The following is a 22,822-nucleotide window of genomic DNA, read 5'->3' as shown; positions in this document are numbered from 1 at the left end:
TGCAAAGTAGCCATGTAGCCATGTTGCAATACCAGGCGGTAGATCAAGCCGCTGCGCCCACTCAACTCGGGTGAAATAGCCTTTTCCACCATACAGATCGACCAGTTGTGGTGACCTGCCCCCTACAAACAGGGCCAGCCGGAGTCTAGTAAAGTTCGTTTTCGGAGAAGAAGACGGACATGAAGAAGCGCTTTACGGAACAGCAAATCATCGGGTTTCTGAAGGAAGCCGAAGCCGGTATGGCGGTCAAGGAACTGTGCAGGAAGTACGGGTTCAGTGACGCGTCGTTCTACACCTGGCGCGCGAAGTTCGGCGGCATGGAAGTCTCGGAAGCCCGCCGGCTCAAGGACCTCGAGGTGGAGAATGCCCGGCTGAAGAAGCTGCTGGCCGAAGCAATGCTCGATATGGAAGCGTTGAAGGTCGTCGTCAAGGGAAAGCCCTGAGCCCGCAAGCCAAACGCGAAGCAGTGTCGGCGATTCGGGAGAAGGTCAATATCTCCGAGCGCCGCGCCTGCCGGCTTGTCGGGCTTTCTCGCAGCGTGCTGCATTACGACGCGAAGCCGGACCACGAGAATGAGCTGCTAGCGGCGCGTCTGGTGGAATTGGCACACGAACGTCGTCGATTCGGCTACCGTCGACTGCACGCCCTGGTGGAGCGCGAAGGCACGCACGCCAATCACAAGCGCATCTATCGCCTGTACCGTGAGGCAGGGCTGGCTGTGCGGCGCCGTCGCAAGCGCCATGGCGTCATGATTGAGCGCGAGCAACTGGCATTGCCGGGCGCGCCCAACGAGGTGTGGTCAATCGATTTCGTGATGGATGCGCTTTCCAACGGCCGTCGCGTGAAGTGCCTGACCGTCGTCGACGACTTCACGAAAGAGGCTGTCGACATCGTCGTCGACCATGGCATCTCAGGCTTGTATGTCGCTCGGGCATTGGACCGTGCAGCTCGCTTCCGTGGCTATCCCAAGGCGGTGCGAACAGACCAGGGACCCGAATTCACGAGCCGCGCGCTTGACCAGTGGGCATATGCGAACGGCGTCACGCTGAAGTTGATTCAGGCGGGCAAGCCAACGCAAAATGCGTACATCGAATCGTTCAACGGCAAGTTCCGCGACGAATGCCTTAACGAGCACTGGTTCACGACGCTCGCGCACGCTCGGGCTGTCATCGCGGCATGGCGTCAGGACTACAACGAGCAAAGGCCGCACAGCGCACTGAACTACCTTGCGCCGTCAGAGTTTGCGGCGAAACACCGGGCAACCGCGGATGCTCCTGCCGCTTTCCAGGAGCTGGTTTAACAGGACTTTGCTAGAAGCCCATTGGCCCTATTGAAGGGGGCAGGTCAGTGGGGCCAATTGCACCCTGTACTGTTTGAGTGCGGCACCGGTACGCGGGTCGCGCCATTCGAATGCCGGGATCATCGACATTGCCTTGCCCTCCTCCTCGCCTTTTCGGTTGCTGTCGTCGAGGCGCTTTACTATCACTTGCAAGGACGTGGCTTGCATACGCGTCAGGCAATCACGCAAACGGGTATAGCTCTGGCTTTTCACTGGCCATCCGATCGCCAAGAGAAAAGAGCGTGCGGTGAACCGCACGCTTTCGCCAAGCGGCTGAGACTTGGCGAGCTGAATCAATTGAAGCCAGACCGTCTCATCATCCTGCCTTAGCTCTTCACCCGTGTAAGTGATCCGACCGTCGCCGATGACGTAGATTTCACGCTCTTTCAGATACTCGCGTTTCCTGCATTTGTTGCGTGCGTTGAAGAGAGCCGATCTGAAAATTTCGTTCGGCAGGGCGCGGAACTTCGCAGGCCAGAAAGGGAGCGACAGCTGTTGGATGATTACGCTCTCAGCTACAGCCGCGTCCAGCTTTGCGCGCTGCGCAGCTTCCCTGGCCCGTTGCGCAGCCGACCGCTGTACGATCTGCGGCGAGTGAGCGAGGATGACATCGGCCGCAGATTTTATCGGACCAGTCGCTTCTTGCTCGCGACATGTCGAGTGGTCGATACCGGTGCGCGTATGCACGTCATTCATCGGTTGACCATAAAAGCGGCGCGGCCGGGCACGCCCGCCAATTGGCGGCAACGTCTCCTCATCTTGGGAGATCATCTGCCCTCCCGAGCCGCCGCCAGACGTTCAAGCTGCTGCCGTTTCGTCGGTCGCCCACTTCGCGGCGATTGCGGCGACTCCGTTATCCGGTCCGCATTTCGCGGCAGTTTACGGAAATTGGCTGCGACTACCGTGGCGGCGACTGCTGGTTGGACGTGCTCATCAATCCAATCGAGTACATCCTGCTTGCGCCAGAACAACTTCCGTTGGCCGGGCAATCGAACGATCGGCGGCAAGCGATCGAAACGCTTCCCTGCAATGTCTGCGTAGACTGTCGCGGGCTTTCTATGGAGAAGAAGACATAGCTGACCGAGCGTCAGCAACTCGACGGGAAAATCTTTTGGCATGGGCGAACTCCGGCGACCCACAAGCAGTATCTGCATGTGAGCTACCGAACGTGCGCACCAGCCGATGGCCCAGACGCCGCAGCGTTGTACCAAGAGGCGGGCCGAATGGCCCTCAGTGGCTCCTTCGCCATGCCCTGCTGCGCTCTGTCTTGCGCTGCGCCGACGCCGTTCGTATTCGGTCGGTTGGCATGTCGTTAACCGCGCGCGGAGGGTGCTTATCCACACGGGCCTTGATCGGCTCGTCCGATCAAGTCAAAGGTCAATCGAGTTGGATTGTCTATGGTCTGCTTAAATCAGTCAACAGAGGATACGCGTGCGGACGGAACCATAGTGGCCGCATCGGCCGGTCCGACAGGGGTCTCACGCGGGACAAATCTGGGACACTAATAGACTGGAAAGGACCGAAAAAGACTGGGACTGATATAGAAGAAAAACAAGAAAAAACCGGCCTAAGCGGCCGGTTTTAAAGGAAATTCTTGGTGGAGCGGAGGAGGATCGAACTCCCGACCTTCGCATTGCGAACGCGACGCTCTCCCAGCTGAGCTACCGCCCCAACAGTCTTCAATCATACACACGCATTTCCGCGCTTGGCAATAGGGGTTCCGTCACCCCGGCACGTCACTTTGACGGCGCGCCGGCCAGCACCCATTCGACCACGGAACGCAGCTCCGCGTCGCTCATGCGCGGATGCGCCGGCATCGGAATTGCGCCCCAGACGCCGGAGCCACCGTCCTTCACCTTCTTCGACAGCTTCGCGACGGCCTGCGGATCGGACTTGTAGCGGGCGGCGATGTCCTTGAACGACGGACCGACGAGCTTGCGGTCCACTGCGTGGCAACCCATGCACGCGTTGCCGCGCGCGACCTTGAGGCCGTCGCCGACGTCCGCCTGCGCCGTGCCGAGCGCACCGGCTGCGAGCGCCGCGGCTGCGGCGCCCTGCACCATCCATTGACTGATCTTCATTTGCGTCGACTTCATTGCGGCGTTGCCTTCGGGTTGCCCGGGTGCACACTCGATGAATTCGAGATCGGTGCCGGCGGTTGCAGCGGCGTGGACTGGACCGACGCATCGGGCACCGCACCGACCGTCGCGGCATCCGCAGGCGCGGCGGCGGCCTGCGCCCCGGACGCCCCGCTCGGCGACGCGGCCTGCAATGCCTGCGCGTCCTGCGGCTGGATGTACTGGAACACCTTGACGACCTTCTCGACGCCCGGCACCTGGCTGGCTGCATCGGCGCCGCGATTGCCTTCGTCGACCGTCACGAGCCCCATCAGGTAGACGTTGCCGCGCTCGCTGACGACCTTGTAGTAGTTCGCCGACAGCCCCTTCGTCGCGATCAGCTCGGACTTCACGCGCCCTTCGAGGTACGAGTCGTTCGCGCGCGACGACAGCGACGACGACGGCTCGACCGACAACTCGTTGACGATGCCGTTCACGTTGTTGATGCCGCGCACGATTTCCTCGGCGCGCTGCTTCGACGCATTGTTCGGCACTTCGCCCGTCAGCAGCACGCGGCGGTTGAACACCGTCACGTTCACGTGCGACTGATCCGGCAGCCCGTTGTTGATTTGCGAGAGCGACTTGACCTGGATCTCGCGATCCTCCGTCTGCGCGCCGAGCGTACGGCGATCGGTCGCGATCAGCGCGCCGCCGCCGGCCGCCGCCCCAAGCACGCCGAGCACGCAGCCCTGCAGGGACATCGCGAGGCCCGCCGTCAGCGCGGCGAGCAACGTGGTTCTGACGAGCGTCTGTTTGACGCGGCTTTGATTCATCGACGGCTCTCCTTCGTTCAATCCTCACCCAGCAGCATCGCGTCGATGCCGTCGCACAGGCAGTGGATGGTCAGCAGATGGACTTCGTGGACGCGTGCCGCACGCGAGGCGGGCACGCTGATCGGAATATCGGTGTCTGACAGCGCGGCCCCGACGGCATGGCCGTCGCCGCCCGTCAGCGCGACGACGGTCATCTCGCGCTCGTGCGCCTCGTCGATCGCGGCCAGCACGCGCGGCGACGCGCCGCTCGCGTCGAGCACCAGCAGGATGTCGCCGGTCTGCCCGAGCACACGCACCTGCTGCGCGAACAGCTGATCGGCGGCGACTGCCCCCGTGAGACCGCCCTGCGACGCATCGGTGGCCAGCGCAATCGCGGGAAGGCCCGGACGCTCGCGCTCGAAACCGCCGACGAGCGACACGGCGAGGTAGTGCGCTGCGGCGGCCGACGGGCCATCCCCGCATGCGACGATCTTGTTGCCGTTCGCCAGCGCGGCGAACATTGCGTCGACCGCGGCCGCGATCGGCAACGACAGCGCATCGGCCGCTTCGGCGTGAAGCGCGGCGCTGTCGCGGAAATGTTGCTGAATACGTTCGACTGACATCGATTCCTGGTGAACTGGGCGCGCATGGCACGCAGCGCGCAACGTCATGGGTTCGGCGAGTTTACCGCACTCCGGCACCCTCTCCGGGGGTATGACAAGAACTCTTTACATCTCGTCACAGCTCGCGGCTACGCGTCGTCGGCACGAAATGCATCGCGCAGCCACTCGAGCCGACCCGCCTCGAACGCGACGACGTCGAAACGGCATGCGGCACCCGCGCCGTGCCGCGCCCAGAAATGGAGCGCGGCCGCGACCAGACGCCGCCGCTTGCGCAAGCCGACGCTCGCGGCCGCGCCGCCATGCCGGGCGCTGCGCCGCGCGCGCACCTCGACGAACACGAGCGTGCCGTCGGGCGTGCGCATCACCAGGTCGAGTTCGCCGCCGCGCGTCGTCACGTTCGCCGCGACGAACGCGAGACCGCGACGTTCCAGGAACTGCCGCGCGCGCTGCTCGAACGTCGCGCCAATCGATCTTGATCGCGCCGTGCCGGAAAAGTTGCCGCCGCCGGTCGGCAAATCGCGCTTGTTGCCCGGCGCGGCCGGCGCCGCGTGGCACAATGCCGTCCTTGTTCCGCCTGCGCCGCGATTGCGCGCATTGCCTGCCATGACTGCCCTCCTCGAACTCGCGCAAACGCAGCACTACCCGGACGCCGCGCTCTATGTGGTCGCAACGCCGATCGGCAACACCGCCGACATCACGCTGCGCGCGCTGCACGTGCTCGGCCTGGCCGACCGCATCGCGGCCGAAGACACCCGCAACACGGGCCAGCTGCTGGCCCGCTACGGCATCTCGAAACCGCTCGTCGCTGTGCACGAGCACAACGAGCGCGAAGCCGCGCTGCGCGTGATCGAGCTGTTGCGCGCGGGCGAACGCGTCGCGTACGTGTCGGACGCCGGCACGCCCGGCATTTCGGACCCCGGCGCGCGGCTCGTCGACGCCGTGCGCGCGGCGGGCTTCCCGGTGATTCCGCTGCCGGGCCCGAGCGCGGCCGTGACCGCGCTGAGCGTGGCGGGCGACTGGGCCGGCGCGTTCACGTTCGCGGGCTTCCTGCCGCCGAAGCCAAAGCAGCGTGCGAGCGCGCTGCAGGCGCTCGTGCGACACCCGTACGCGCTGGTGTTCTACGAAGCGCCGCACCGGATCACGGACACCGTCGCCGCCCTCGCTGACGCGTTCGGCCCGGCGCGCCGGCTGCTGATCGCACGCGAGCTCACCAAGCTACACGAGCAGCTGTTCCAGGGCACCCTGGCCGAAGGACAGAGCTGGCTCGCCGGCGATGCGAACCGGCAGCGCGGCGAGTTCGTCCTCGTCGTCGAAGGCGCGCCGGCCGACGTCGGCGAAGCCGACGACACCGCGCACGACGCGCTGCTCAAGCTGCTACTGGAAGAAGTGCCGGTGAAGAGCGCGGCGAAGCTCGCGGCCGCGCTGACGGGCGCATCGCGCAACGCGCTGTATGCGCGCGCGCTGGCGCTGAAGGAAGGCTGACGCGCGAGCGCGGGCGGCCCCCGCCGCCCGGCACGCGGAAACGAAAAAGGGCTGCCCGAAGGCAGCCCTTTTGCATGTGCGGACGAACCGCCGCGTTACTTCGACGACAGCGACGCGAGCATTTCGTCGCGCGCCTCGCGCGCTTCCTGCGGCGACAGCCCTTCGATCTTCACGCGGCCGATGCCGGCATGCACGAGGCCGATCATCTTGGCGGCCGCATAAGACAGGTCGAGCACGCGGCCGCGCTTGTACGGCCCGCGATCGTTGACCTTCACGACGACCCACTTGCCGCTCGACGCGTTCGTCACCTTGATGTACGACGACAGCGGCAGCGTGCGGTGCGCGGCGGTCAGCGCGTTCATGTTGAAACGCTCGCCGTTCGCGGTGCGGCGGCCGTGGAAATCCCGGCCATACCACGATGCCCGGCCCGTCTGGCGGAAGTCGGACACGTCCTTGCCGTCGATCGGCTCGGCGTCCGCCAGCGACGACTTCTTCGCGTCCTTGCTGTCGGCAGCGGGCATCGATGCCAGCGCGGAATCGAAATTCAGTTGCTGCTTGTCGTCGTCCGCTTTCGCGGCAGCGGCCGTCTTGTTGACCGCGTTCTTCTGGTTGGCGCTGCCGGTGGTCTGGCTGGATGGCACCGCACAGCCCGTCAGCGCGAAAAATAATGCAATGGTCCCGAATCGAGTCGGAAAACGAAAGTTCATCGACGTGTCGCCTTCTGGTTCGGGCCGCACCGATACAACGCTGCTCAACAACGCAGATACGCGGCCCGGACGGCAAATGCGTGCACGCCCCGCTCGGCCAAGCGAGCAGGCGGCTAGCATGGGCGCGGCTTTCGTCTCTGCCGCAACCGTCCTGATTAGTTTTCACGTCTGGCGCAACCTGTCCCCGGCAGCCTGACCAGACCCCACATGCCGCCATCGAACATGGCTATCACGTTCGCGCGCGTTGCGTACGGCCAACGCACAGGAACGGCGGCACAGGCCTCATCCGGCGGCGCGGCAGCAGGGCCGCAGAACGGGCGCGCAGCACCCGGCCGGACAAGACGTGAGCACCGAATGCTCGGTGCTGGATACACCGCCGGACTCCCCGGCGGTCGATGCTTGACGATGAATCCGACACCCCTTTTTTAACGGGGCCGAAACACCAGCGAATTGCGTGAAATTCACGCGCAATGGGCCGCATTATACATAAACCAAAAGCCCGGCTAGAAAAGCGCCCCTTCCGGACCATTGATTCTCACTATGACTGTAACAATCGGCATGCTCCGGGATTGCCCGGAACCGCGCACCCGACGCCGCGCCGCAGGGCGGGCAGGCAGCGCGCGCGACCGGTACAATCGCTCCTTTTAGCCGCCGGTGTCTCCATGAAAGTCACGCTCATTCCGGTCACGCCGTTCCAGCAGAACTGCTCGCTGCTCGTCTGCGAGAAGACGGGCCGCGCCGCCGTCGTCGATCCCGGCGGCGACATCGAACGGATCGAACAGGAGATCGCGCGGCAGAACGTGCAGGTCGAGAAGGTGCTGCTCACGCACGGCCACGTCGATCACTGCGCGGGCGCGAAGGCGCTCGCGACACACTACGGCGTGCCGATCGTGGGACCGCACGAAGACGAGCGCTTCTGGATCGAGCAACTGCCGATGCAGAGCCAGCGCTTCGGCTTCCCGGCCGCCGAGGCGTTCGAGCCGGACCAATGGCTGAAGGACGGCGACACCGTGCGGTTCGGCGACGAGACGCTCGAGGTCTATCACTGCCCGGGCCACACGCCCGGTCACGTCGTGTTCTTCAGCCGCGCGCATCGTGTCGCGATCGTCGGCGACGTGCTGTTCGCCGGCTCGATCGGGCGCACCGATTTCCCGCGCGGCAACCACGCGGACCTCGTGCGTTCGATCAAGGAGAAGCTGTGGCCGCTCGGCGACGATGTCACGTTCGTGCCGGGCCACGGCCCGGTGTCGACGTTCGGCGATGAGCGCCGCACGAACCCGTTCGTGTCCGACAAGGTGTTCGGATGAACCAGACCGCCATCCCCGAAATCTACGTCAGCACCGACGTCGAGGCCGACGGCCCGATTCCCGGCCCGCACTCGATGCTGAGCTTCGCGTCGGCCGCCTATACCGAGGACAAGCAGCTGATCGCGACGTTCTCGGCGAACCTCGAGACGCTGCCCGGCGCGCAGGCCCACCCGGTGCAGGAAGCGTGGTGGAAGACGGAGCCCGAAGCGTGGGCCGCGTGCCGGCGCGACCTGCAGGCGCCCGAGGCGGCGCTGGTCGCGTACGTCGAGTGGGTCGAGGCGCTGCCCGGCAAGCCGGTATTCGTCGCGATGCCGGCCGGTTTCGACTTCACGTTCATGTTCTGGTACATGATGCGCTTCGCGGGGCGCTGCCCGTTCTCGTGGTCGGCGCTCGACATCAAGACGCTCGCGTTCGCGATGACGGGCCTGCCGTACCGCAAGGCGATCAAGCCGCGCTTTCCGAAGCACTGGTTCGACGATCACCCGCACACGCACGTCGCGCTCGACGACGCGATCGAGCAAGGCGCGCTGTTCTGCAACATGCTCGCCGACCTGCGCCGTCAGCAGGCCGCGCTCGCGGGCCTCGCCGTGTCGGACACCGATCGGTCGGAAAACGCGGGGGCGGGACAAAACCCCACGGATCCGCGAGCAAATTAGCGAATCTCGCTCAACAGCGCCACGTCAGATTGCCTTTCCTTTCCCAGCCCTCTAACATTCAGCGTGTTGTAGCTGCCGCATGGAGGCGCAGGTGACGCTCGATTCCTTTTCGCAAAAAATCCTTCGCCTGTTGCAACTCGACGCGCGCCGTTCCGTGCAGGAAATCTCCGACCAGGTCGGCCTGTCGAGCACGCCGTGCTGGCGCCGCATCAAGGACATGGAACAGTCGGGCGTGATCCAGCGCTACACGGCGCTGCTCGATCGCGAGAAGCTCGGCCTGCACGTCTGCGCGCTGGCGCACGTGCATCTGACCCGCCACAACGAAGGCGGCGTCGAGCAGTTCGAGCGCGAGATCGCGACCTGCCCGGAAGTCACCGAGTGCTACAGCACGACCGGCGAGGCCGATTACATCCTCAAGATCGTCGCGCCCGACATCAAGGCCTACGACGTCTTCCTGCACGAACGGATCTTCAAGATCCCGGCGGTGTCGCAGGTGCGCACGAGCGTCGTGCTGCGCGAAATCAAGTTCGACACGCAACTGCCGCTGTAACGCGCGGGCCCGCGGTCGCCGGCGCCGCTCAGGCCTGCGCGGGCAATCCGCGCGTGAAGCCGATCCGACGCGCGCCGAACTGCCGCTTCAGCGCGTCGACGTCGAGCCGGCCGGCCAGCGACGCGTCGGTATCGCCCGCGCCGGCGTCGAGCGTCACGTCGATCTCGAGCCCCGTGCTCAGGTAGTGCAGGTTGATCGCGGCCGGATGCAGCCCGCGTTGCGCGAGCGCGGCCTCGAGCCGCGCCGCGATCTCGGCGCGCGGCGGCAGCGCGAGCGCCGGACGGCGCGCCGTGTCGTTCTCCGGATCGACGTGGATCAGCGCGTCGAGCACGCGCGGGTCGCGCAGCACGCGCGCACGTGCGGTTTCCGCGATGTAGTGGCCTTCGGAGACGGAGATCATCGGATCGACAAGGATGTGCGCGTCGACGAGCGCCGCATCGCCCATCTTGCGCGTGCGCAGGTCGTGCACGTCGCGCACGCCCGGCGTCGCCTCGAGCAGCGCGCGGATCTCGGCCGTGTCGGCGGTGTCGAGTGCACGATCCGACAGGTCCTGAAGCGCGTCGTAGCCGAACGTCCAGCCCATGCGCGCGACCATGAAACCGACGATCGCCGCGGCGATCGGGTCGAGCAGCCGCACGCCGGCGAGACTGCCGACGATGCCGATCGCGACGACGAGCGACGATGCGGCGTCCGAGCGCGCATGCCACGCGTTCGCGACGAGCATCGCCGAACGCACGCGCCGAGCCTCGCGCAGCATGTAGCGGAACAGCGCCTCTTTCGACACGAGCACGGTCAGCGCGACGATCAACGCGGAAAAATGGACGGCCGGGATGTTTTCGAGATTCACGAGCCGGTCGCCGGCGCGCCAGAGCATGCCGATACCGACGGCGATCAGGATCGCGCCGAGAAACAGCGACGCGACGGTTTCATAGCGGCTGTGTCCGTAATTGTGATCGGCATCCGGCGATGCACCACTATGGCGATTGGCCACCAGTACGACAAAATCCGAGATCAGATCGGAAATCGAATGGATGCCATCGGCAATCAATGCCTGCGAATGCGCAACCACGCCGACGACGATCTGAAACGTCGCGAGCACCACATTCAGCACAATACTAACGAGGGTGCTCTTGCGCGCGACCGCGTGCTTATCTGCGCTTTGCGCGTCGTCGGAAAACGTGGACATGAAATGCTAGATATCGGTTGTGATACGGAATTCTATCAAACGAAGTCCGCCCGGCATTCCGATAACCCAAAATTTTCCATTCAAATCAACCGCTTATGCGAACGGGTTGCATTTTCATTCACACCCGCGCCTGACATTTTCATGACAAAACGCATACAATCCGGTGCCGGAATGCAAAAAGCCGCGCTCCTCGACGGATGCGCGGCTCTTTTCGAGACGTCGACTTAAACGATCGTTTAAATCGCAAACTGTTCGCGGTTCTTGCCAGCGATCCAGCGCGGCGGCTTGCCGCGGCCCGACCACGTCGCGCCCGTTTCCGGATCACGGTATTTCGCGGCCACGCCTGCGCGCGGACGGCCGACCTTACCTGCCTTCGCGCGGCTGAGACCGAGTTCGGCGAGCGAAAAGCCGTAGTCGGCAATTTTCTGCTTCACGTCATTCAGCACTTCAGCGTATTCACGCGACTTCGCTTCTTCGATTTGCTTCTCCAGCTTCTCCCGCTGGGCCAGCAGGTCCTTGTAAGAAGACATAGTTTCCCTTTTTATCTGACCAATGGCGCCGGTCTACCGCCAGCTCACCATTCATGAAATATATGTGCCTCGGATTTTCGAAGGCAGAGATTAGCACAAAAAAGATTTGATAGAAGCGAGATTCATGCAAATCCCGAGACCAATTGCAATTCACGCGTGTCATTTTGACCGGCTGCGGCCTTTTCTCAAGTTTTTACGCACTTGCATTGAGATTAGGACATTATCGATCCGGTAATCGGCCTATCAGCATACGCAATTACCCTGCATGTGGGAAAATCAAAGCTTTCATCCGGCGACAAGTTCGGAAATATCGTACGGCGCGAGGCGTTATTCAGACATATCCGTATCCCTGCATCACGTCACCTCCCGAGCGCAGGCAATCAACCGTTCGCGCAACGCGCCGGCGTCGCCCGGCACTGAATCGAAGGGCGTGCGCACGCGGCGGTTGTCGCAGCGCCAGTCGGCTCCGTGGCAATCGACGCCGAGCAGGTCGAGCCCGTCGCGGCGCGCATCGCTCGAGTCGTACGCCTCCCACAACGCCCGTTCTTCGTCGAACCCAAGCGGCGGCAGCGCATCGAGGCCGGTGCCGTCCACCCAGCCCATCCGGCCGAATCCGCCGATATAGCGCAGCCGCTCGATATCGAGTGCCCAGAACGTGAAATCGCCGAGCGCGAGGTAGCGTGCGGCATCGGGTTCGTAGCGCGTGTAGCGCGCGACGACATGCGGATCGTCGCCGAGCGGCATGAAGCGGCCGAGCAGTGTCGCGCGCTCGGCGTTCAGCACGTCGGCGTCCGGCGCGTCGACGACGAGGAATCCCGCGCGCGGATCGACGGCAAGGTTGCGCGTATGCTCGGCCAGGCCGCTCACGAGAATCACGGGTCGATGATTCGCATCGGGTGCGAACGGCACGACCGTCGGATAGGGAAAGCCTTGCGGGTCGCGCGCGTGGGTCGCGAGCGTGCCGAGCGCGCAACGGTGCAGCAGGTGCAGGGCAAGGGTGGGATCGATGTTCACGGTGACTCCTGCGGTCGGAAAGCCTGGGCGGCAACGGTGGCGATGACGCGCCGCACTGGAACGCTTCGGGCACGCCGCCTGCGCACCGATGTTACTCGCGGCGGCGTCCCGCCGGGCATCGGCCGGATGACCGACGCGGACCGCGCAAGCGGCGTGCGCGCCGAAGCCTGATCGGCCCAACGGCCAGCACGCCGGCAAGACCGTAAGCGGTTCGATAGAATCGGACCCATCCGACGGGCGCGACGCGCCCGCGCATCGTCCATTCAAGAGCGCTCCGTGTCCGAAACCTCCTCCCGATCCTCGTCCGACTTCGCCGCGCCGCCCGACGCGCATCGCCTGCTGGCCTTGCCGGTCCGCCAGCGCGCACGCACGGCCACGATGGCACTGTTCTTCATCGCCGGCATGATGTACGCGTCGTGGGGCGTGCACGTGCCGACCGTGCGCGACAAGTTCGCATTGAGCCCGGGGCTGCTGTCGATCGCGCTGTTCGCGGTCGCGGGCGGCTCGATCGCCGCGATGCTCACGATCGCGCGCTGGATCGCGCGCGTCGGCTCGCGCACCGCGTGCCTCGCGGGCGGGCTCGTGATGGCCGCGTGCGCGGCGCTGATCCTCGCCGTGCCCGATTACTGGATGCTGCTCGTCGTGCTCGCGGTGTTCGGCTTCTCGATGGCGACGCTCGACGTCGCGATGAACGCGGAGGCGAGCGCGGTCGAGATCGCGCTCGGCAAGCCGATCATGTCGTCGCTGCACGGGATGTTCAGCATCGGCGGAATGTCGGGGGCGGCGGCCGGCGGCGCGCTGCTGTCGGCCGGTATGGCGCCGGCCGTGCATCTCGCGCTCGCGGCGGCCGTCAGCGCGGCCGTGCTGCTCGTCGCGAGCCCGGCCGTGCTGCCGCACGTGCCGCATCACGAACACGCGCACGGCGGCGGCAACCGCTGGCGCTCGCCCGCGCTGTGGATGCTCGGCGGCATCGCGCTGATCGCGCTGATCGCCGAAGGGGCGATGTACGACTGGGCGACGGTCTACATGCGCGACGTCGTCGCGGCGAGCCCCGCGCTCGCGAGCGCGGCCTATGCAGCATTCTCCGGCGGGATGGCGATCGCGCGCTTCGCGGGCGACGCGGTGCGCGCGCGTTTCGGCGCACCGCAGCTCGTGTTCGCGAGCGCGTCGCTCGCGTGCGCCGGGATGATCGGCGCGCTGCTGCTGCCGAACCCGATCGCCGTGCTGACGGGCTTCACGCTGATGGGCCTCGGCCTCGCGAACATGATGCCCGTGCTGTTCGCCGCCGCCGCGCGCGTCAAAGGCATCCACGCGGCCGAAGGGCTCGCGCACGTGGCCGGACTCGCGTATTTCGGGTTGCTGTTCGGTCCGGTCGTGATCGGTGCGGTCGCGCAGGCCGTGAACCTGACCATCGGCCTGTCGGTCGTCGCGCTGTGCGCGGCGCTCGTCGCGGCCGTCGCGCCGAAGGTGCTTGCGCACCTGAAGATCTGACCGCGCGGCGAGCCGGCCACCCGCTGCGAGATCGCCAAAAAGAAAGCGCGCCTGCGTTGCCGCAGGCGCGCCTTCACCCCTTCTGTCGACCGCTTTTCAGCTTACATCTTCACTTCGTCGAGCAGCGACTTCTTGCCGTTCTTGTAGTTGTACAGCGAGATCACGCCGTGCCGCAGGTCACCCTTCGAGTCGAAGGTCGTCGTGCCGATCACGCCCGAGTAGTTCGTCGCCGGCATCGCCGCGAGAATCTTCGCCGGGTCCGTCGAGTTCGCGCGCTTCATCGCATCGACGATGATGTACACGGCGTCGTACGTGAACGGTGCGTAGATCTGGATCGGCTGGCCGAAGCGCTTCTCGTACTTCGCCTTGAACGCCGCGCCGCCCGCCATCTTCTCGAGCGAAGCACCGGCTTCCGAGCACACAACGTTGTCGGTCGCGTCGCCGGCCAGGTCGGCCAGCTTTTCCGTGCACACGCCGTCGCCCGCGAAGATCTTCGCGCGCAGGCCGAGCTGCTTTGCCTGTTTCGCGAACGGGCCGCCGGTGGCGTCCATGCCGCCGTACATGATCGCGTCCGGATTCTCGCCCTTGATCTTGGTCAGAATCGCGCGGAAGTCGACCGCCTTGTCGTTGGTCGCGTCGTGCGACATCACCTTCAGGCCGAGCGCCTTCGCCTTCTTCTCGAACTCGTTCGCGAGACCCTGGCCGTATGCGGTCGAATCGTCGACCACCGCGACGCTCTTGATGCCCTTCGAGTGCGCGTAGTTCGCGAGTGCCGGGCCCTGCTGCGCATCGGTCGCCACCACGCGATACGTGGTCTTGAAGCCTTGCTGCGTGTACGCCGGGTTGGTCGCCGACGGCGAGATCTGCACGATGCCCGCATCGCTGTAGATCTTCGAGGCCGGGATCGACGTGCCCGAGTTCAGGTGGCCAACCACCGCGACGACCTTGTCGTCGACGAGCTTCTGCGCAACCTGCGTGGCCTGGCGCGGGTCGGCCGCGTCATCCTGCGGGTCGAGTTGCAGCGTGATTTTCTGGCCGCCGATCGTGAGACCCTTGGCGTTGATCTCCTCGACTGCGAGACGCGCGCCGTTTTCGTTGTCCTTGCCCAGGTGTGCAATGCCGCCCGTCAACGGCGCGACGTGGCCGATCTTGACGACTTGATCGGCGGCTGCGTTGCCTGCAGCTGCAGCACACAGCATCGCAGCTGCGGTGATCGGCAACAGCTTTTGCATCTTGATATTCATGTAAGTCTCCAGTTTCGGTCCCAAAAAACGCCATCGCCCGGTGCCCCGCTGCCATCCCTGTGTTTGCATTCACTGGACGATTCGCCGGTTGCATCGTTCATGCACTTGGCCTCAAGCACGTAGGGAAACAGCCGCTTGTAGCGGCCGCCCGCCCGTACTTGCGCGCAAGTGTAGGTGATCAAATTAATTTGTGGGACTTTTTTGGGGTAGTGGTAACACTACCGATACGGGCGCTTTGGAATGAATCCTCGAATTCGCTGCAAGCCCCACCAGATAAGGGTTTCCGCTAATTTCGGACGACCGGATGAAAGGTTGATTCAAAGCGTTCCCGCGTCATTTCGATTCGGTATTTTGTGCGCGGGATCATTGAATGAAAAGCGCGTGACAACACGCGCTTTTCTCGCTTCGATACGGGGCGGTCAGGCGGCCGTTACGCGCCATTCCGCGTCGAGCGCGTCGACGAGTTGCGACGTCGTCAGCGCGGCGGCGCGCCGTCGCGCGAGCGGTGCGCCCTGCCCGGCCCACAGCGACAGGTAGTCGCCGTCGTTCGCGCGCGCGGCGGCCTGGCGCAGCGGCTGGGTCAGCGCGTTCTGCACCGGATACGGCGCGGCGTCGGCCACGCGTTCGCCGAGCCGCATCATCAGCGTATTGCGCAATCCGCGCGCATGGCGGCCCGTGATCGCGCGCGTGACCTGCGTCGACGTATCGGCGCTCGCGAGCAGCCGCGCTTTCCAGTCCGCCGCGATCGCGCTTTCCGCACAGGTCAGGAACGCGGTGCCGAGCTGCGCGCCCTGCGCGCCGAGCGCGAGCGCGGCGGCGATCCCGCGGCCGTCCATGATGCCGCCCGCGGCGAGCACGGGCAGGCCGGTCGCATCGACGAGCTGCGGCACCAGCGCGAGCGTGCCGATCAGCGCATCGTCGGCCGAGCCGATGAAGGTACCGCGATGGCCGCCGGCTTCGGCGCCCTGCGCGGACAGCGCATCCACCCCGGCCGCCTGCCACGCGAGCCCTTCGGCGACGTGCGTCGCGGTGCCGATCACGTAGGTACCGGCGGCCTTCAGGCGCGCGACGTCGGCCGCGTCGAGCACGCCGAACGTGAAGCTTGCGACCGGCACGCGCAGCGCGACGAGCGCGTCGAATTGCGCGCGGAAGTCGGGTGCATAGCGCGCGGGCGCGGTGCCCGGCGGCAGCCCGAGCGTCGCGTTCAACGGATCGATCGCGGCAAGCGCACGTGCGACGGTCGCCGCGTCGGGCACGGCCTCGGGCAACACGAACAGGTTCACGGCAAACGGACGCGCGGTCGCCGCGCGAATGGCGGCGACTTCGGTCGCGAGACGATCCGGCTCGAACGCGCCGGCGCCGAGACTGCCGAGCGCGCCGGCACTGGATGCGGCCGCGACCATCGCGGCCGTGGTCGCGCCGACCATCGGCGCCTGCACGAGCGGCAGGCGCAGGCCGAAGCGCTCGGAAAACGGCGTGGAAAATGCACGGGTGGACATGGCGAATCCTTCGATGACGATGTGCGAAAGCGCTTTGTAAAGGCCTACACATCGACTCTATCGAAGCGGCGCATCGCCGAAAAATGAATAATCGAGATCGAAACGATCGCTGCGCGAGAAGCGGGTCCGAGACGCGGATTCGACACGCGCGCACCCCCGCCAGGCGCGCCGCTTGCGCGCTGCAGCGCCACCGGATTGGTGGCACACTAGGCCGCCCTTTTTTCCATCCTCGGTGCGCACGTCGCGCACCCGTTCGCCAGGAGTTCCAACGTGACTGCCCAATGGATCGACATCCCGACCGGTAACGACAGCTTCGGTGGCTATCTCGCGCTGCCCAAGCGCGGCAAGGGCCCCGCCGTCATCATCATCCAGGAGATCTTCGGCGTTAACGCGCACATCCGCGCGGTCGCCGACCAGTACGCGGCCGACGGCTTCGTCGCGCTCGCGCCCGACGTCTTCTGGCGCACGCAGCCGCGCGTCGAACTGACCTACGAAGGCGCCGATCGCGACAAGGGCATCGAGCTGATGAAGAAGACCGACGTCGGTCTCGCGGTCGCGGATATCGGCGCGGCCGCCGACGCGTTGCGCGCGCGCCCCGAAGTCGCCGGCAAGGTCGCCGCGATCGGCTACTGCTTCGGCGGCCAGCTCGCGTACCGCGCGGCCGCGGCCGGCAAGGTCGATGCGGCGGTCGCCTATTACGGCGGCGGTATCCAGAATGCGCTCGACCTTGCCGGCAAGGTCACGCAGCCGATCCTGTTCCACTACGCGGAGAACGACCACGGAATCCCCCTCGACGCGGTCGAGCAGGTGAAGGCCGCGTTCGCGGGCCGCCACAACGCATCGTTCCACCTTTATCCGGGCGCCGAACACGGCTTCAACTGCACCGATCGCGCGTCGTACAACCAGCGCGCGTCGGCGCTCGCGCACGGCCGCACGCTGAAGTTCCTCGCCGAGCACGTGTAACGGCGGCCGGCAGCGGGCCCGGCGCGTCGGGCCCGCGTTATCCTCCTTTCATCGCCACGGGTCACAACGGGGGTGACTGCGATGCACTCGGACTATCTCGCGCATGACGCGATCGGGCTTGCCGCACTCGTGCACGAGCGCAAGGCGAGCCCGCGCGAACTGCTGGACGCCGCGATCGGCCAGGCCGAAGCGGTAAACGGCGCGATCAACGCGATCGTGCTGCAGGACTACGACGATGCGCGCAAGCGGGCGGAATCGGCCATCGCTACCAGCACCGATGCGCCGTTCGCGGGTGTCCCGTATCTGGTCAAGGATCTCGGCGCGGCGGTCGCGGGGCTGCCGTTGTCGATGGGCAGCCGCCACTATCGCTACTTCGTCCCCGCCGACGACTCACCGGTGATCGCGCGCAGCCGCGCGGCGGGACTCAACGTGTTCGGCAAGACCAACACGTCGGAAATCGGCCAGATGCCGTACACCGAACCCGAACTGTTCGGCGCGTGCCGCAATCCGTGGAACCTCGATCACACGCCCGGCGGCTCGAGCGGCGGCGCGGCCGCGGCCGTCGCGGCAGGCATCGTGCCGCTCGCGCATGCGTCCGACGGCGGCGGCTCGATCCGGATTCCGGCGTCGTGCTGCGGGCTGTTCGGCCTGAAACCGAGCCGCAATCCGGTGCTGGTCGACTTGCCGTCGAACGGCGAGCTGGTCGTCCAGCATGCGGTTTCGCGCAGCGTGCGCGACAGCGCGCTGCTGCTCGACGTGACGACCGGCCAGACGCAGCCGCCCGGCGCGCCCGGCACCTTTCTGGGCGAGCTCGACACACCGCCCGGGCCGCTGCGGATCGGCCTCGTCGTCGACCCGATGCTCGCGTCGGCGCTCTCCGACGACACGCGCGCGGCGCTCGACGACGCGGCCGCGCTCGTCGAATCGCTCGGTCATCACGTCGAGCCGGCGACGCTGAACATCGACTACGCACGCGCGGCCGAAACCTTTCTCACGCTGTGGGCGACGATCGCCGAGGAGATGGTGCTGGGCGCGCGCGCGGTGACCGGGCGCACGCCGAAGCGCGCGGAGTTCGAACCGGCGACGTGGGCGATGGCCGTCGTCGGCAGGCGCATCGCCCGCGCGCGCTTGCCGGACGTGCTCGAATGGCAGCGCCAGCTCACCGTGCAGGTCGCGGGCCTCGTGTCGCGCTACGACGCGATCCTGTGCGCGACGCTCGCGGGGCCGCCGGTCAAGATCGGCGAGCTGCAGCCGACGCCGCTCGAAGCCGCGCAGATGAAGCTGCTCGGCGCGCTGCCGGTCAAACCGCTGCTGCGGGAAATGCTCGCGAAGGCCTCGGAGAAGGCGTTCGCGTGGGCCGGCTGCACCGAGCTGTTCAACCTGACGGGCCAGCCGGCGATGTCGGTGCCGCTCTACTGGAACGCGCGCGGCCTGCCGATCGGCGTGCAGTTCGTCGCCCGCCACGCCGACGAGGCGTTGCTGCTGAAACTCGCGCGTCAGCTCGAACAGGCGCGGCCGTGGTTCGACCGGCGTCCGCCGCTGATGCAGGCGCAGCGCTGACGCGCGCGGCCGCTTCCGCAAACATCGAAAAAAAGCCCCGCCGGCAGGACCGGCGGGGCTTTTGCACGTGCAACCGCGTGATGGCGCTTACATCGCGAGCCGTTCGCAGATCGTCCGCGTGGCGGTCGCCGCGTTCAGCGTATAGAAGTGCAGACCCGGCACGCCCGCGTCGATCAGGCGCTGGCACAGGCTCGTGACGACATCCGCGCCGAACGCACGGATCGCGTCGCGATCGTCGCCGAAGCTTTCGAGCCGGCGCGCGACCCAGCGCGGCACTTCCGCGCCGCACATTTCCGAGAAGCGCATCAGCTGCGAGAAGTTCGTGATCGGCATGATGCCCGGCACGATCGGCACGTCCACACCCAGCTTGCGCGCATCGTCGACGAAGCGGAAATACGCGTCGGCGTTGAAGAAGTACTGCGTGATCGCGGAATTCGCGCCGGCTTTCACCTTGCGCGCGAAGTTCTCGAGATCGGCCTTCGGCGAGCGCGATTGCGGGTGGTATTCCGGATAGCCGGCGACTTCGATGTGGAACCAGTCGCCATGCTCGGCGCGGATGAAGCTGACGAGCTCGGACGCATAGCGCAGCTCGCCGACCTCGCCCATCCCCGACGGCAAGTCGCCGCGCAGCGCGACGATATGGCGGATGCCGTGCGAGCGGTACTGGTCGAGGATCGCGCGCAGGCTGTCGCGCGACGAGCCGATGCACGACAGGTGCGGCGCGGCCTCGAGGCCGTCCTTCTGCATGTCGAGCACGGTATCGAGCGTGCCCTGTTGGGTCGAGCCGCCGGCGCCGAACGTCACGGAGACGAATTTCGGCTTCAGCGGCAGCAGCTGCGCACGCGTCGCGCGCAACTTCTCGACGCCGTCCGCCGTCTTCGGCGGGAAGAATTCAAACGAGAGTTCGATCGATTTCATGATTCGCAAGAATGGGCGCGGCCGTCAGCCGATGTCGCGCTGCCCGAAGATCAGCGCGGACAGCAGCCACGACACGATGCTGTACAGGATCGAACCGAAGAACGCCGACCAGAAACCCGACACCTCGAAACCCTTCAGCAGCGACGACGCGAACCAGAAGCACAACGCGTTCACGACGAGGATGAACACCCCGAGCGTGACGATCGTGACCGGCAGCGTCAGCAGGATCAGCACCGGACGGATCACCGTGTTGATGAGGCCGAGCACGACCGCGATGATCAGCGCGGTGCCGAAGCTCTTGATGTGGATCGACGGCACGAGGTACGTGATGATCAGCAGCGCGAGGGCGTTGATGACCCAGGTGAGGATGACGCTCATGGAGGGCTCCGGTTCGGTTGTCGATCTGGTCGGTCGGTGACCGCGGCCGGCCGCCGCACCGCGCACGCCCGCTACGGGGCGCGTGCGGCGCGGCGGCGGCGGTGCATCAGTAGCGGTAGTGGTTCGGCTTGAACGGGCCGTCCTTCTGCACGCCGATGTACGAAGCCTGCTCGTCCGACAGCACGGACAGGTTCGCGCCGATGCGCGCGAGGTGCAGGCGCGCGACCTTTTCATCGAGATGCTTCGGCAGCACGTACACCTTGTTCTCGTACTGTTCGCCGCGCGTGAAGAGTTCGATCTGCGCGAGCGTCTGGTTCGCGAACGAGTTCGACATCACGAACGACGGGTGGCCGGTCGCGCAGCCGAGGTTCACGAGGCGGCCTTCGGCCAGCAGGATCACGCGCTTGCCGTCCGGGAAGATGATGTGGTCGACCTGCGGCTTGATGTTTTCCCACTGATACTGGCGCGTCGACGCGACGTCGATTTCCGAGTCGAAGTGGCCGATGTTGCAGACGATCGCGTTGTGGCGCATCGCCTTCATGTGATCGTGGTTGATCACGTGGTAGTTGCCGGTCGCCGTCACGAAGATGTCGGCCTTGTCGGCCGCGTATTCCATCGTCACGACGCGGTAGCCTTCCATCGCCGCCTGCAGCGCGCAGATCGGATCGATTTCCGTGACCCACACGGTCGCGCCCAGGCCGCGCAGCGATTGCGCGCAGCCCTTGCCCACGTCACCGTAGCCCGCGACGACCGCGACCTTGCCCGCGATCATCACGTCGGTCGCGCGCTTGATGCCGTCGACGAGCGACTCGCGGCAGCCGTACAGGTTGTCGAACTTCGACTTCGTGACCGAGTCGTTCACGTTGAACGCCGGGAACGGCAGGCGGCCGTCCTTTTCCATCTGGTACAGGCGATGCACGCCGGTCGTGGTTTCTTCGGTCACGCCCTTGATGTGCGCGAGGCGCGTCGAGTACCAGGTCGGATCGGCGTCGAGGTGCTTCGCGATCGACTTGAAGAGCGCGACTTCTTCCTCGTTGGTCGGCTTCGCGATCACCGAACGGTCCTTCTCGGCCTTCGAGCCGAGGATCAGCAGCAGCGTTGCGTCGCCGCCGTCGTCCAGGATCATGTTCGCGAATTCGCCGTTCGGCCATTCGAAGATGCGGTGCGAGAACTCCCAGTATTCGTCGAGCGACTCGCCCTTGAACGCGAACACCGGCGTGCCGGCTTCGACGATCGCGGCAGCGGCGTGGTCCTGCGTCGAGAAGATGTTGCACGACGCCCAGCGGACATCGGCGCCGAGCGCCTTCAGCGTCTCGATCAGCACGCCGGTCTGGATCGTCATGTGCAGCGAACCTGCGATGCGCGCGCCCTTCAGCGGCTGCTGCGCCTTGTATTCGTCGCGGATCTGCACGAGGCCCGGCATTTCGGTCTCGGCGATGTTCAGTTCCTTGCGGCCCCAGCCGGCAAGCGCCATGTCGGCGACGATGTAATCCTTGGAAGCCTGGGAATCGATAATGGCGTTCATCACGCCCTCCTTTCTAAAAAAGTTCTAGAAATTGGTGACGTGAGCGCCGTTCAGGAAGCGGGGCCGGCGCGAATGATGCCGCACGGCTGCTTGGTGAAGCTTTCCGAGCCTGGCGGACGCAGGATGGTCCGTCGCAACGCTCCTCGGAAAACGGGAGGGATTGTAGCAAATCGGCGCGGGAAATGCGCGCCATGCACCGCGCGCGGCGTCGGCGCGCGGGCATCATGAAAGGGTCAGTTCTCGGCGCCGACCCATGCCTGTTCGCGCAACCGTGCGCGCAGGCGCGCGACGGCCTGGCTGTGCAGCTGACACACGCGCGATTCGCTCACCTCGAGCACCGCGCCGATCTCGCGCAGGTTCAGCCCGCGCTCGTAGTACAGCGACATCAGCAGCTTCTCGCGCTCGGGCAGCCGCTCGATCGCTTCGACGAGCGCCTCGCGCAGGTGTTCGTCGAGCAGCGACGACAACGGATCGGCGTGATCGACGCGATAGCGGTCGAGGAACGGCTCGTCGTCGGCCGCGCGATCGAAATCCTCGTAATAGATGAGCTGGCTGCCGTGCAGGTCCTGCAGCATCCCCTGGTATTCGTCGAGCGGCATCTTCAGGTGCTGCGCGATCTCGGTCTCGCTCGCCGAGCGGCCGAGCTGCTGCTCGACCTGGTGCACCGCGTACTCGACCTCGCGCGACGTCTTGCGCAGGCTGCGCGGCAGCCAGTCGTTGCTGCGCAACTCGTCGAGCATCGCGCCACGGATGCGCTGGGTCGCGTAGGTCTCGAACTGCGCGCCCTGGTCTTCCTTGTAGCGGCCGGCCGCGTCCATCAGGCCGATCATGCCGGCCTGGATCAGGTCGTCGAGATCGACGCTCGCCGGCATCTTCGCGACGAGCTGCAGCCCCAGGCGCCGCACGAGCGGCGCATATTGCGCGAGCACGTCGGCCTGGGTCATCTTTCCTTGAGCGTTGTACATCATGGCTCTCTCTCCT

The 22,822-nt window shown here is 65.8% G+C and carries 24 protein-coding genes, 1 tRNA gene and 1 riboswitch; of the genes, 8 read left to right on the top strand and 17 right to left on the bottom strand.

Annotation, left to right across the window (positions count from 1 at the left end):
- The first annotated feature begins 179 nt into the window (after positions 1-179).
- Positions 180-1,300 (top strand): IS3-like element IS407 family transposase gene (locus tag WS66_RS13610; protein ID WP_108064606.1). Its coding sequence is split into 2 segments (ribosomal slippage): positions 180-438 and positions 438-1,300, totalling 1,122 coding nucleotides; the frame shifts between segments, so codons are not numbered across the junction.
- A 27-nt stretch (positions 1,301-1,327) separates the two neighbouring features.
- Here the strand turns inward: WS66_RS13610 and trfA are convergent.
- The 7 genes from trfA to WS66_RS13575 form a co-directional block, all read right to left on the bottom strand.
- Positions 1,328-2,110: a plasmid replication initiator TrfA gene (gene trfA / locus WS66_RS13605; RefSeq protein ID WP_082728926.1), complete on the bottom strand. Its 783-nt coding sequence runs from the start codon at positions 2,108-2,110 to the stop codon at positions 1,328-1,330.
- Positions 2,107-2,457, bottom strand: a complete 351-nt coding sequence (locus WS66_RS33670; protein WP_159086547.1) for a DNA-binding protein — start codon at positions 2,455-2,457, stop codon at positions 2,107-2,109. The genes trfA and WS66_RS33670 overlap by 4 nt, the downstream gene beginning before the upstream one ends.
- Positions 2,458-2,934: 477 nt before the next feature.
- Positions 2,935-3,010 (bottom strand) — tRNA-Ala (locus WS66_RS13595).
- Between the two features lie 65 nt (positions 3,011-3,075).
- Positions 3,076-3,435, bottom strand: a complete 360-nt coding sequence (locus WS66_RS13590) for a c-type cytochrome (RefSeq protein WP_059601871.1) — start codon at positions 3,433-3,435, stop codon at positions 3,076-3,078.
- Positions 3,432-4,229, bottom strand: coding sequence for a BON domain-containing protein (locus WS66_RS13585; protein WP_059601873.1), 798 nt, complete (start codon positions 4,227-4,229; stop codon positions 3,432-3,434). Before WS66_RS13585 ends, WS66_RS13590 begins: the two co-directional genes overlap by 4 nt.
- A 17-nt stretch (positions 4,230-4,246) precedes the next feature.
- Positions 4,247-4,831, bottom strand: coding sequence for an SIS domain-containing protein (locus WS66_RS13580; protein WP_059601875.1), 585 nt, complete (start codon positions 4,829-4,831; stop codon positions 4,247-4,249).
- 128 nt (positions 4,832-4,959) lie between these two features.
- A complete protein-coding gene (locus WS66_RS13575) occupies positions 4,960-5,388 on the bottom strand; it encodes a YraN family protein (protein WP_179955273.1) in 429 nt (142 codons plus the stop codon).
- 46 nt (positions 5,389-5,434) lie between these two features.
- Here WS66_RS13575 and rsmI point away from each other — a divergent pair, with 46 nt between their 5' ends.
- A complete protein-coding gene (rsmI, locus tag WS66_RS13570) occupies positions 5,435-6,313 on the top strand; it encodes a 16S rRNA (cytidine(1402)-2'-O)-methyltransferase (RefSeq protein ID WP_059601879.1) in 879 nt (292 codons plus the stop codon).
- Positions 6,314-6,408: 95 nt separating this feature from the next.
- On the opposite strand, the gene WS66_RS13565 is transcribed toward rsmI, so the two are convergent.
- Positions 6,409-7,020: a septal ring lytic transglycosylase RlpA family protein gene (locus WS66_RS13565; protein ID WP_059601881.1), complete on the bottom strand. Its 612-nt coding sequence runs from the start codon at positions 7,018-7,020 to the stop codon at positions 6,409-6,411.
- Positions 7,021-7,682: 662 nt separating this feature from the next.
- Between WS66_RS13565 and WS66_RS13560 the strand changes: the two genes are divergently transcribed.
- The 3 genes from WS66_RS13560 (at position 7,683) to WS66_RS13550 (ending at position 9,533) form a co-directional block, all read left to right on the top strand.
- Complete coding sequence (locus tag WS66_RS13560; RefSeq protein ID WP_059601883.1) at positions 7,683-8,327, top strand: MBL fold metallo-hydrolase; 645 nt, start codon at positions 7,683-7,685, stop codon at positions 8,325-8,327.
- Positions 8,324-8,983, top strand: coding sequence for a hypothetical protein (locus WS66_RS13555; protein ID WP_059601885.1), 660 nt, complete (start codon positions 8,324-8,326; stop codon positions 8,981-8,983). Before WS66_RS13560 ends, WS66_RS13555 begins: the two co-directional genes overlap by 4 nt.
- Positions 8,984-9,062: 79 nt before the next feature.
- Positions 9,063-9,533 (top strand): Lrp/AsnC family transcriptional regulator, encoded by a 471-nt coding sequence (locus tag WS66_RS13550; protein ID WP_006477376.1) that lies wholly within the window; start codon positions 9,063-9,065, stop codon positions 9,531-9,533.
- Between the two features lie 28 nt (positions 9,534-9,561).
- On the opposite strand, the gene WS66_RS13545 is transcribed toward WS66_RS13550, so the two are convergent.
- The 3 genes from WS66_RS13545 to WS66_RS13535 form a co-directional block, all read right to left on the bottom strand.
- Positions 9,562-10,719: a cation diffusion facilitator family transporter gene (locus WS66_RS13545; RefSeq protein WP_059601887.1), complete on the bottom strand. Its 1,158-nt coding sequence runs from the start codon at positions 10,717-10,719 to the stop codon at positions 9,562-9,564.
- A 236-nt stretch (positions 10,720-10,955) separates the two neighbouring features.
- Positions 10,956-11,249, bottom strand: a complete 294-nt coding sequence (locus tag WS66_RS13540; protein WP_006491875.1) for an H-NS histone family protein — start codon at positions 11,247-11,249, stop codon at positions 10,956-10,958.
- Between the two features lie 354 nt (positions 11,250-11,603).
- Positions 11,604-12,263: a HugZ family pyridoxamine 5'-phosphate oxidase gene (locus WS66_RS13535; protein WP_059601890.1), complete on the bottom strand. Its 660-nt coding sequence runs from the start codon at positions 12,261-12,263 to the stop codon at positions 11,604-11,606.
- Positions 12,264-12,539: 276 nt separating this feature from the next.
- Between WS66_RS13535 and WS66_RS13530 the strand changes: the two genes are divergently transcribed.
- The gene (locus WS66_RS13530; protein ID WP_059601892.1) at positions 12,540-13,754 is read left to right on the top strand and encodes an MFS transporter; all 1,215 of its coding nucleotides are present in this window, start codon (positions 12,540-12,542) and stop codon (positions 13,752-13,754) included.
- A gap of 101 nt (positions 13,755-13,855) precedes the next feature.
- Here the strand turns inward: WS66_RS13530 and WS66_RS13525 are convergent, their stop codons facing one another.
- Entirely contained in the window at positions 13,856-14,998 is a 1,143-nt protein-coding gene (locus WS66_RS13525) for a branched-chain amino acid ABC transporter substrate-binding protein (protein ID WP_059601894.1), read from the bottom strand.
- A gap of 419 nt (positions 14,999-15,417) precedes the next feature.
- Positions 15,418-16,497 carry an NAD(P)H-dependent flavin oxidoreductase gene (locus WS66_RS13520; RefSeq protein ID WP_059601896.1) on the bottom strand — a complete coding sequence of 360 codons (1,080 nt, stop codon included), beginning with the start codon at positions 16,495-16,497 and terminating at the stop codon, positions 15,418-15,420.
- 270 nt (positions 16,498-16,767) lie between these two features.
- Between WS66_RS13520 and WS66_RS13515 the strand changes: the two genes are divergently transcribed.
- Entirely contained in the window at positions 16,768-17,460 is a 693-nt protein-coding gene (locus tag WS66_RS13515; RefSeq protein ID WP_059601898.1) for a dienelactone hydrolase family protein, read from the top strand.
- Between the two features lie 81 nt (positions 17,461-17,541).
- Positions 17,542-19,020, top strand: coding sequence for an amidase (locus WS66_RS13510; RefSeq protein ID WP_059601900.1), 1,479 nt, complete (start codon positions 17,542-17,544; stop codon positions 19,018-19,020).
- Between the two features lie 87 nt (positions 19,021-19,107).
- On the opposite strand, the gene metF is transcribed toward WS66_RS13510, so the two are convergent.
- The 4 genes from metF to WS66_RS13490 all read right to left on the bottom strand — a co-directional run bounded on the left by metF (position 19,108) and on the right by WS66_RS13490 (position 22,809).
- Positions 19,108-19,938 (bottom strand): methylenetetrahydrofolate reductase [NAD(P)H], encoded by an 831-nt coding sequence (gene metF / locus WS66_RS13505; protein ID WP_059601901.1) that lies wholly within the window; start codon positions 19,936-19,938, stop codon positions 19,108-19,110.
- Between the two features lie 24 nt (positions 19,939-19,962).
- The gene (locus WS66_RS13500) at positions 19,963-20,316 is read right to left on the bottom strand and encodes a phage holin family protein (RefSeq protein WP_006477367.1); all 354 of its coding nucleotides are present in this window, start codon (positions 20,314-20,316) and stop codon (positions 19,963-19,965) included.
- Positions 20,317-20,422: 106 nt separating this feature from the next.
- Positions 20,423-21,841: an adenosylhomocysteinase gene (gene ahcY, locus WS66_RS13495; protein ID WP_059533465.1), complete on the bottom strand. Its 1,419-nt coding sequence runs from the start codon at positions 21,839-21,841 to the stop codon at positions 20,423-20,425.
- Between the two features lie 34 nt (positions 21,842-21,875).
- A riboswitch (S-adenosyl-L-homocysteine riboswitch) is annotated at positions 21,876-21,992 on the bottom strand.
- An 82-nt stretch (positions 21,993-22,074) separates the two neighbouring features.
- Positions 22,075-22,809: an RNA polymerase sigma factor FliA gene (locus WS66_RS13490; protein ID WP_059452641.1), complete on the bottom strand. Its 735-nt coding sequence runs from the start codon at positions 22,807-22,809 to the stop codon at positions 22,075-22,077.
- Positions 22,810-22,822: the final 13 nt, after the last annotated feature.

The sequence above is a fragment of the Burkholderia sp. LA-2-3-30-S1-D2 genome (assembly GCF_001523915.2).
GTDB lineage: Bacteria > Pseudomonadota > Gammaproteobacteria > Burkholderiales > Burkholderiaceae > Burkholderia > Burkholderia diffusa.
This window is presented reverse-complemented; position numbering and strand designations above follow the sequence as displayed.

Bases quoted from the DNA above. Each gene is read 5' to 3' on its own strand.
- WS66_RS13525 (WP_059601894.1), bottom strand. From the start codon at position 14,998: ATGAATATCAAGATGCAAAAGCTGTTGCCGATCACCGCAGCTGCGATG.
- metF (WP_059601901.1), bottom strand. From the start codon at position 19,938: ATGAAATCGATCGAACTCTCGTTTGAATTCTTCCCGCCGAAGACGGCG.
- WS66_RS13500 (WP_006477367.1), bottom strand. From the start codon at position 20,316: ATGAGCGTCATCCTCACCTGGGTCATCAACGCCCTCGCGCTGCTGATC.
- WS66_RS13545 (WP_059601887.1), bottom strand. From the start codon at position 10,719: ATGTCCACGTTTTCCGACGACGCGCAAAGCGCAGATAAGCACGCGGTC.
- WS66_RS13510 (WP_059601900.1), top strand. From the start codon at position 17,542: ATGCACTCGGACTATCTCGCGCATGACGCGATCGGGCTTGCCGCACTC.
- WS66_RS13550 (WP_006477376.1), top strand. From the start codon at position 9,063: ATGGAGGCGCAGGTGACGCTCGATTCCTTTTCGCAAAAAATCCTTCGC.
- WS66_RS13560 (WP_059601883.1), top strand. From the start codon at position 7,683: ATGAAAGTCACGCTCATTCCGGTCACGCCGTTCCAGCAGAACTGCTCG.
- WS66_RS13555 (WP_059601885.1), top strand. From the start codon at position 8,324: ATGAACCAGACCGCCATCCCCGAAATCTACGTCAGCACCGACGTCGAG.
- rsmI (WP_059601879.1), top strand. From the start codon at position 5,435: ATGACTGCCCTCCTCGAACTCGCGCAAACGCAGCACTACCCGGACGCC.
- WS66_RS13490 (WP_059452641.1), bottom strand. From the start codon at position 22,809: ATGATGTACAACGCTCAAGGAAAGATGACCCAGGCCGACGTGCTCGCG.
- WS66_RS13580 (WP_059601875.1), bottom strand. From the start codon at position 4,831: ATGTCAGTCGAACGTATTCAGCAACATTTCCGCGACAGCGCCGCGCTT.
- WS66_RS13540 (WP_006491875.1), bottom strand. From the start codon at position 11,249: ATGTCTTCTTACAAGGACCTGCTGGCCCAGCGGGAGAAGCTGGAGAAG.
- WS66_RS13585 (WP_059601873.1), bottom strand. From the start codon at position 4,229: ATGAATCAAAGCCGCGTCAAACAGACGCTCGTCAGAACCACGTTGCTC.
- WS66_RS13520 (WP_059601896.1), bottom strand. From the start codon at position 16,497: ATGTCCACCCGTGCATTTTCCACGCCGTTTTCCGAGCGCTTCGGCCTG.
- WS66_RS13565 (WP_059601881.1), bottom strand. From the start codon at position 7,020: ATGAACTTTCGTTTTCCGACTCGATTCGGGACCATTGCATTATTTTTC.
- WS66_RS33670 (WP_159086547.1), bottom strand. From the start codon at position 2,457: ATGCCAAAAGATTTTCCCGTCGAGTTGCTGACGCTCGGTCAGCTATGT.
- WS66_RS13590 (WP_059601871.1), bottom strand. From the start codon at position 3,435: ATGAAGTCGACGCAAATGAAGATCAGTCAATGGATGGTGCAGGGCGCC.
- trfA (WP_082728926.1), bottom strand. From the start codon at position 2,110: ATGATCTCCCAAGATGAGGAGACGTTGCCGCCAATTGGCGGGCGTGCC.
- ahcY (WP_059533465.1), bottom strand. From the start codon at position 21,841: ATGAACGCCATTATCGATTCCCAGGCTTCCAAGGATTACATCGTCGCC.